A 5,671-nucleotide genomic window follows, 5' to 3' on the forward strand; every position below is an offset into this window, starting at 1 on the left:
GAGCGCGGAACGATGGACAGCGCACGCCACCGGCTCATTCATGTGCTGTGGGAAGCAGACGAGCATCACCGTTTGGGCATCTACTGGCCGGTGACTGACGGCGGCGCACCGATCTACGTTCACTCGAAGGTTGTGGTGGTCGACGATCGACTACTGCGTATCGGCTCTTCAAATCTCAACAACCGGTCGATGGGGTTCGACAGCGAGTGCGATTTGGCCATCGAGGCGGACTTGAACAACTCGGACCATGACGACTTGCGTCATCAGATCACCTGTGTGCGAAATGAATTGGTTTCGGAACACCTCGGCGTATCTATCGGCGAGTTTGAGAAGGCGATGTCTGAATGCCGGTCGTTACTGAAGACGATCGAAGCGCTTCGAGGAGACGGCAGGACATTGCAGCTGTTCACCGAGGAGACCGTGGCCGATGAGGCAGGACCACTGGCCGAGCACGACTTGATGGACCCCGACCACGTTCCCCGCTCACTGACCCGAAGCGTGCAACGGTTCATCGCAGGACTCAACAGGCCGTCGTAACGGAGTGTTATCCCATACCGATGCGGATGTTCTTGACTAGCAAGAAATCATGGAGTCCTTCGATCCCGCCGGTGCGGCCGTAGCCGCTTTGTTTGTAGCCCCCGTACGGGCTTTGTGGCTCGATGTCGCTGTGCCTGTTGATCCACACCGAACCTGCCTCGAGTTGCCGCGCAACCCGGTGTGCTCGCTCGAGCGCGGTTGTCCAGAGGAAGGCATTGAGTCCGTACCGGGTGTCGTTTGCGACGTCGATGGCCTCGGATTCGTCGGCGAAGGGAATGACGGACACCACCGGTCCAAACGTCTCGGTTTGAGCAAGTGCCGAGCGGTTGTCCACATTGGCAAAGACGGTTGGTTCGATGAAGTAGCCGTCGGCAAGGTCACCCCCCAGTCGCGCTCCGCCAGTGACCAATTCGCCGGCATTCGTGCTGACCGCCTCGTCGACAACGCTCAGTATGCGGTTGGCGGCCGCTTCGGTGATGACGGGTCCGAGCATGACGTCCGGCCGAAGCGGATCACCGATCTTCGCGGCCTGGACGGCTGCCACCAACTTCTCGACGAAGTTGTCATACACGGATTCCTCGACCAAGACCCTGGCAGCGCAGGCACAGCTTTGGCCCGCTTGGGTGATCGGTCCCTGAAATGCCGCCAGGGAGGCAGCCTGATCGATGTCGGCGTCAGCAAAGACCAGATAGGCAGATTTGCCGCCGAGTTCGGCGGTGACAGGGGTCAGATTGTGGGCTGCTGCCTGCAGCACTTTCTGTGCTGTCGATTGGCCGCCGGTGAAGTGAATCTTGCGGATTCGTGGATGGCGGACCATGGCATCACCGCCTTCCGGCCCGCCAGGCAGTACGTTGACTAACCCGGCCGGCAGACCGGCTTCGAGGCACAGCTCACCAAATCGCAATGGGGCTAATGCCGCGAGCTCCGATGGCTTGATGATGACCGCATTTCCCGCAGCAAGAGCGGGCGCTACCGCCGAACCGATGACCACGAGCGGCCCGTTCCAGGGTGCGATGACACCAACGACGCCATAGGGCTCGCGTTCGACGATGTTGACGTCGAATGCGCCGCTGACCGGGGTACTGGTGCCGTGCGCTTTGTCTGCGTAACCGGCGTAGTAGCGGATGAATCGTTCAGTCAGAAATGAATTGCCGGCCATTGCGATCGGGACGCCGTAATCGTGGACGTTCAACTCGGCGAGCTCGGCGAAGTGGTCGCGGACCACATCGGCTAGGTCAAACAGGAGATCACGGCGTCGGTCAACCGGGTACGAGAGCCATTGTCGCTGCGCCTCCCAAGCGCTTTCCACAGCGCGATCAACCTCCGATCTACCGGCCAGCGGAATCGTCGCATTGCACAGGCCGTTGGCGGGATATCTATGGTCATACGTTCCGCCTGATGCGGCGGCGATCCGTTCGCCACCGATGAGCAGTGCACCAGAGTGCAAGGGAGTAGCAGGCATCGTCGTCATCGCGCGTCGACCTGGTTCTCGGCCAACACCCGTTGCTTCTGCTCGCCGATCACTTGGTTGAGGTAGTCCGCCTTCGCGCAGCCGTAGTATGCAGCGAATTGCAGTGCCAGTTCATCCATCTCGTCGAACGACACATCGCCGCTCTTCAGGGCGGCGTAGACATGCGAGATGACCGGAATTTCCGCGTCCTGGAACGCAACGCATGCGACGGTAACCAGTCGTCGTTCCTTGATCCCGAGCCCAGGGCGCAGCCACATCTCGCCGAACACGAAATTCAAGATGCCCGCGCCCGAGTACGGGTTGTCCCGTGGCGGCGCAAAGGGAAGACAGTTGATGTCCTTGAAGGACTGCTCGCCACCACGCAGTCTTTGCTCCGGGTCGCTCTGGGTGACCAGGGGCAACAGCGGTTCGGGTGATGGACATTCCTCACGGCGTTCCGCCATGATCGCGGCCCACTGTTGATCGACAACGATGTTGAACCGCGATGCCTTCGGCCAGCCCGCATAGACAGCGAAATGCAGTACGGTTTCCCGCATCTCAGCGATGGTGATGTCGCCGCTGTTTAGCGCCGCGTACACGTGCTGTTCCAACGGTTGCATGGCGTCGGCGGCGGCGACGCACGCCAGCGTCACGAACCTTCGATCGCGACGGCTCAGCGTCGGCCGCGACCAAATCTCTGCAAAGACGAAGTCGATCAGCCCCTCTGCGATCACCGGGCTGGGATCGGCCGGAGCGGCGATGGTCATCACTTCGGTGTACTGGCGAAGGCCCCGCTCTCGGCGAGAGGTGTTCATCGTGGCTCCTACCTGATCGTCACGCCGGCGTCGACCTTGAACTCGAGTCCGGTGACATAGCGCGATTCATCCGAAACCAAGAACAACACTGCGTTGCTCACATCCGACGGCTCGATAAGTGGCGCTGGCAGCGCGTTGAGGAAAATTGGGACAAGGTCTGGCCGCCCGGCGATTTGGTCGTGCATGGACGGTGGGGCCATACCTGTGGCGACTCCCGTTGGATGAACGGTGTTCACCCGAATATTCTGTGCAGCAAGCTCATTGGCCAGAGCCAAAGTCATGCCCACAATCCCGTGTTTCGATGCGGTATACGGCACATGAAGCGGTGTGCCCTTGATCCCCGCCGACGAACTAATGTTGACAAGGCTGCCGCCGCGCTCAACCAGATGGGGGATCGCGGCGGCGCATGTGTTCCAAGCGCCGATCAGGTTGACATCGAGAACCAAGTGCCACTGCTCGGTCGTCGTGGCGTCCCAAGTACCGACGGTCAGGACTCCGGCGTTGGCAACGGCGGCGTCCAGACCGCCCAACTTGGAGACTGCCTCGTCGACTACGGCTTTCATCGCCTCGGCATCGCGAACATCGGCGACGTGGGTCACGGCGGTGCGTTGATGTTCGCGGACTAACTTCGCGGTCTCCGCCAAGTCAGCTTCCGTCGACAACGGATAGTCCAGCCCGGGGATCGGCGCGCAGATATCCACGAGGATGAGGTCGGCGCCTTCCTCCGCCAGCCGCACAGCATGGCTTCGTCCCATTCCGCGGGCGGCTCCGGTGATCAGAACGCGCTTGTCCTGCACGCGACCCGACGAGTTGCTAGTTCCCATAGTGCTTCACAACTTGTTGCAGAAGCCGGCGTCGACGGGGAAGGTCACGCCGGTCACGTATCTGCCTTCATCGGAGACGAGGTACGCGATCGCGGCGCTGATGTCTTCAGGTTCGAGCAGCTCGACGGGTAGCGGGTTTTGCAGATGCGGGCCGCCGCCGGGGTAGTTTTCCAGGAACTCGGTCATGGCGGGATTGACCGCCATCATCGTGTTGACCGCTGTCGGATGTACCGTGTTGACTCGAATATTCACCGGAGCAAGCGCATTGGCGAGTGTGCGCATCAATCCGACGATGCCGTGTTTGGACGCTGCATACCCGAGGCCGCCACCTTGCATGCCGCCGAACCCTCTCAGCCCCGCGGTTGAACTGGTGAACACGATCGACCCGCCGCGGTTGCCGGCGAGCAGATGCGGAATCGCGGCCCATGCAACGTGATAGGCGCCGTCAAGGTTGACGCCTATTGCCGCGCGCCACTGCTCCAGCTCCTCTTCGATGCTCAATTCACGGAACGCCACGGGAGCAATCCCGGCGTTGGCGAGCACAATGTCGAGGCGTCCGAAATGCTCGACTCCTGCGTCCATCGCCGATTTGACTTTGTGGAAGTCGCGCACGTCCGCGATGGTTCCCAGCATCTTGCCGCCGGCCTGCTCAACCAGGCCGATCGTTTCGCCGAGTTCTTCCCGGGATGCCATCGGATAGTGGTTGGCGGGGATGTCGGCGCAGATGTCAATGCCGATGATGTCCGCGCCTTCCCGGGCTAGTCGGATCGCGTGACTGCGTCCCTGACCACGGGCAACCCCGGAGATAAAGGCGATTTTGCCGTCGAGCTTGCCCACATTTCCTCACTATTGTTCATGCCGTCAACGCAGATAGAAGCCCAGTAACGTGGTTACTGAGGTGCTACAGTAACATGGTTACCGTGATGGCAGAAGGGGGCGGCGAAGACCGACTGGACCCGATCATCGAGATCGTGGTCGACCTGCTCGACACCGAGGGTTATGAAGCCGTCCAGCTTCGCGAAGTTGCGAGGCGGGCGCGCGTATCCCTCGCCACGATCTACAAGCGCTATGCGACCCGTGACGAACTCATCGTCGCTGCCCTGGAGTGGTGGATGGAGGCCAACCGGTACGCGGGACTCGCAGCGCCAGCGGCCTTCACGCCGGATTCGTCCGTCTACTCAAACCTGATGGACATGTTCCGGACGATCTTCGAACCGTGGGAACAACACCCACTGATGTTGCGCTCCTATTTCCGGGCACGATCAGGACCAGGTGGACAGCGTCTCATCCAGCGCGGCCTCGAAGCCGTGCTTCCAGTCGCTCGAGCCGCACTGGCACAAGTTGATTCAGAGTTCGCGCAAGATTTCGAGCTCATACTTACCGGTGTCATTTTCGGATTCCTCGGGCGGTTCACCGAGGGAGAAATCGACGTCACCGAGATTGTCCCCGGGATCGAGCGGACTGTGTTCCGATTGACCGCCGGATATGAGGCGAGCGCCGCTAACTCACCATTGTGAGGTGGTGCCCGCGCGAATTCTGGCGACTTCCGAGCGAGCGAACTGCACTCGGTCGGTGTCGGCACCACGCGCGGCTGCCAACTCCGCTGCGAGGGCATACGCAGCATTGAGCACGTAGCGGGCACGCTTACGTTCGCGGCCTTTACGGCTGGCCTTGCGATAAGCCTTGCGGGCCTTGCGGTTACCGGCCATCGCGTCGAGTTCGGCCGCGGTGATGACGTTGCGGGCCTCCTCTGGGGCCATCACGTCGCGGACAAAGCCCTGTTCCCGTTTCACCGTCAACTTGTAAACCCGCGCAAGGATTACGAGCGCAATAACGATCACCGCGACGAGCAGCCCGATCAGCTTCAGCCCGCTGGGCCCGGCGACGGCGCACAGCGAGTCCCATGTCCCGTGCAGCAGCATCGGTATCGCGACCAAAAGCAAACCCCGCCCGACTTTGCGTGGTTCGGCGGGCCGGCCGAGCAGATAAACCAGACCGGCGCCGAAGATCGCGCTGTAAAGAATGTGCGCGGCAACGCCACTGAC

7 protein-coding genes are annotated in these 5,671 nt (G+C 61.3%); 2 read left to right on the forward strand and 5 right to left on the reverse strand.

All coding sequences use genetic code 11. The annotated features are described in order from the left end of the window. Positions 1-537: phospholipase D-like domain-containing protein (locus tag WBF82_RS08235; RefSeq protein WP_424382558.1), on the forward strand; the 537-nt coding region annotated here is incomplete at its 5' end. Between the two features lie 7 nt (positions 538-544). Here the strand turns inward: WBF82_RS08235 and WBF82_RS08240 are convergent. From WBF82_RS08240 to WBF82_RS08255, 4 genes are read right to left on the reverse strand one after another with little or no spacing between them, the layout of a single operon-like run. Then, complete coding sequence (locus WBF82_RS08240; RefSeq protein ID WP_424382559.1) at positions 545-2,008, reverse strand: aldehyde dehydrogenase family protein; 1,464 nt, start codon at positions 2,006-2,008, stop codon at positions 545-547. Further along, positions 2,005-2,802: a carboxymuconolactone decarboxylase family protein gene (locus WBF82_RS08245; RefSeq protein ID WP_424382560.1), complete on the reverse strand. Its 798-nt coding sequence runs from the start codon at positions 2,800-2,802 to the stop codon at positions 2,005-2,007. Before WBF82_RS08245 ends, WBF82_RS08240 begins: the two co-directional genes overlap by 4 nt. An 8-nt stretch (positions 2,803-2,810) precedes the next feature. Next, a complete protein-coding gene (locus tag WBF82_RS08250) occupies positions 2,811-3,626 on the reverse strand; it encodes a mycofactocin-coupled SDR family oxidoreductase (RefSeq protein WP_424382561.1) in 816 nt (271 codons plus the stop codon). 6 nt (positions 3,627-3,632) lie between these two features. Beyond that, positions 3,633-4,463 (reverse strand): mycofactocin-coupled SDR family oxidoreductase, encoded by an 831-nt coding sequence (locus tag WBF82_RS08255; protein ID WP_424382562.1) that lies wholly within the window; start codon positions 4,461-4,463, stop codon positions 3,633-3,635. Between the two features lie 74 nt (positions 4,464-4,537). On the opposite strand from WBF82_RS08255, the gene WBF82_RS08260 reads away from it, so the two are divergent. Next, the gene (locus WBF82_RS08260) at positions 4,538-5,143 is read left to right on the forward strand and encodes a TetR family transcriptional regulator (protein ID WP_424382563.1); all 606 of its coding nucleotides are present in this window, start codon (positions 4,538-4,540) and stop codon (positions 5,141-5,143) included. On the opposite strand, the gene WBF82_RS08265 is transcribed toward WBF82_RS08260, so the two are convergent. Then, positions 5,132-5,671: PrsW family glutamic-type intramembrane protease (locus tag WBF82_RS08265; RefSeq protein WP_424382564.1), on the reverse strand; the 540-nt coding region annotated here is incomplete at its 5' end. The two genes, WBF82_RS08260 and WBF82_RS08265, sit on opposite strands and share 12 nt — an antisense overlap.

The organism is Mycobacterium sp. (assembly GCF_049673265.1).
Lineage (GTDB): Bacteria > Actinomycetota > Actinomycetes > Mycobacteriales > Mycobacteriaceae > Mycobacterium.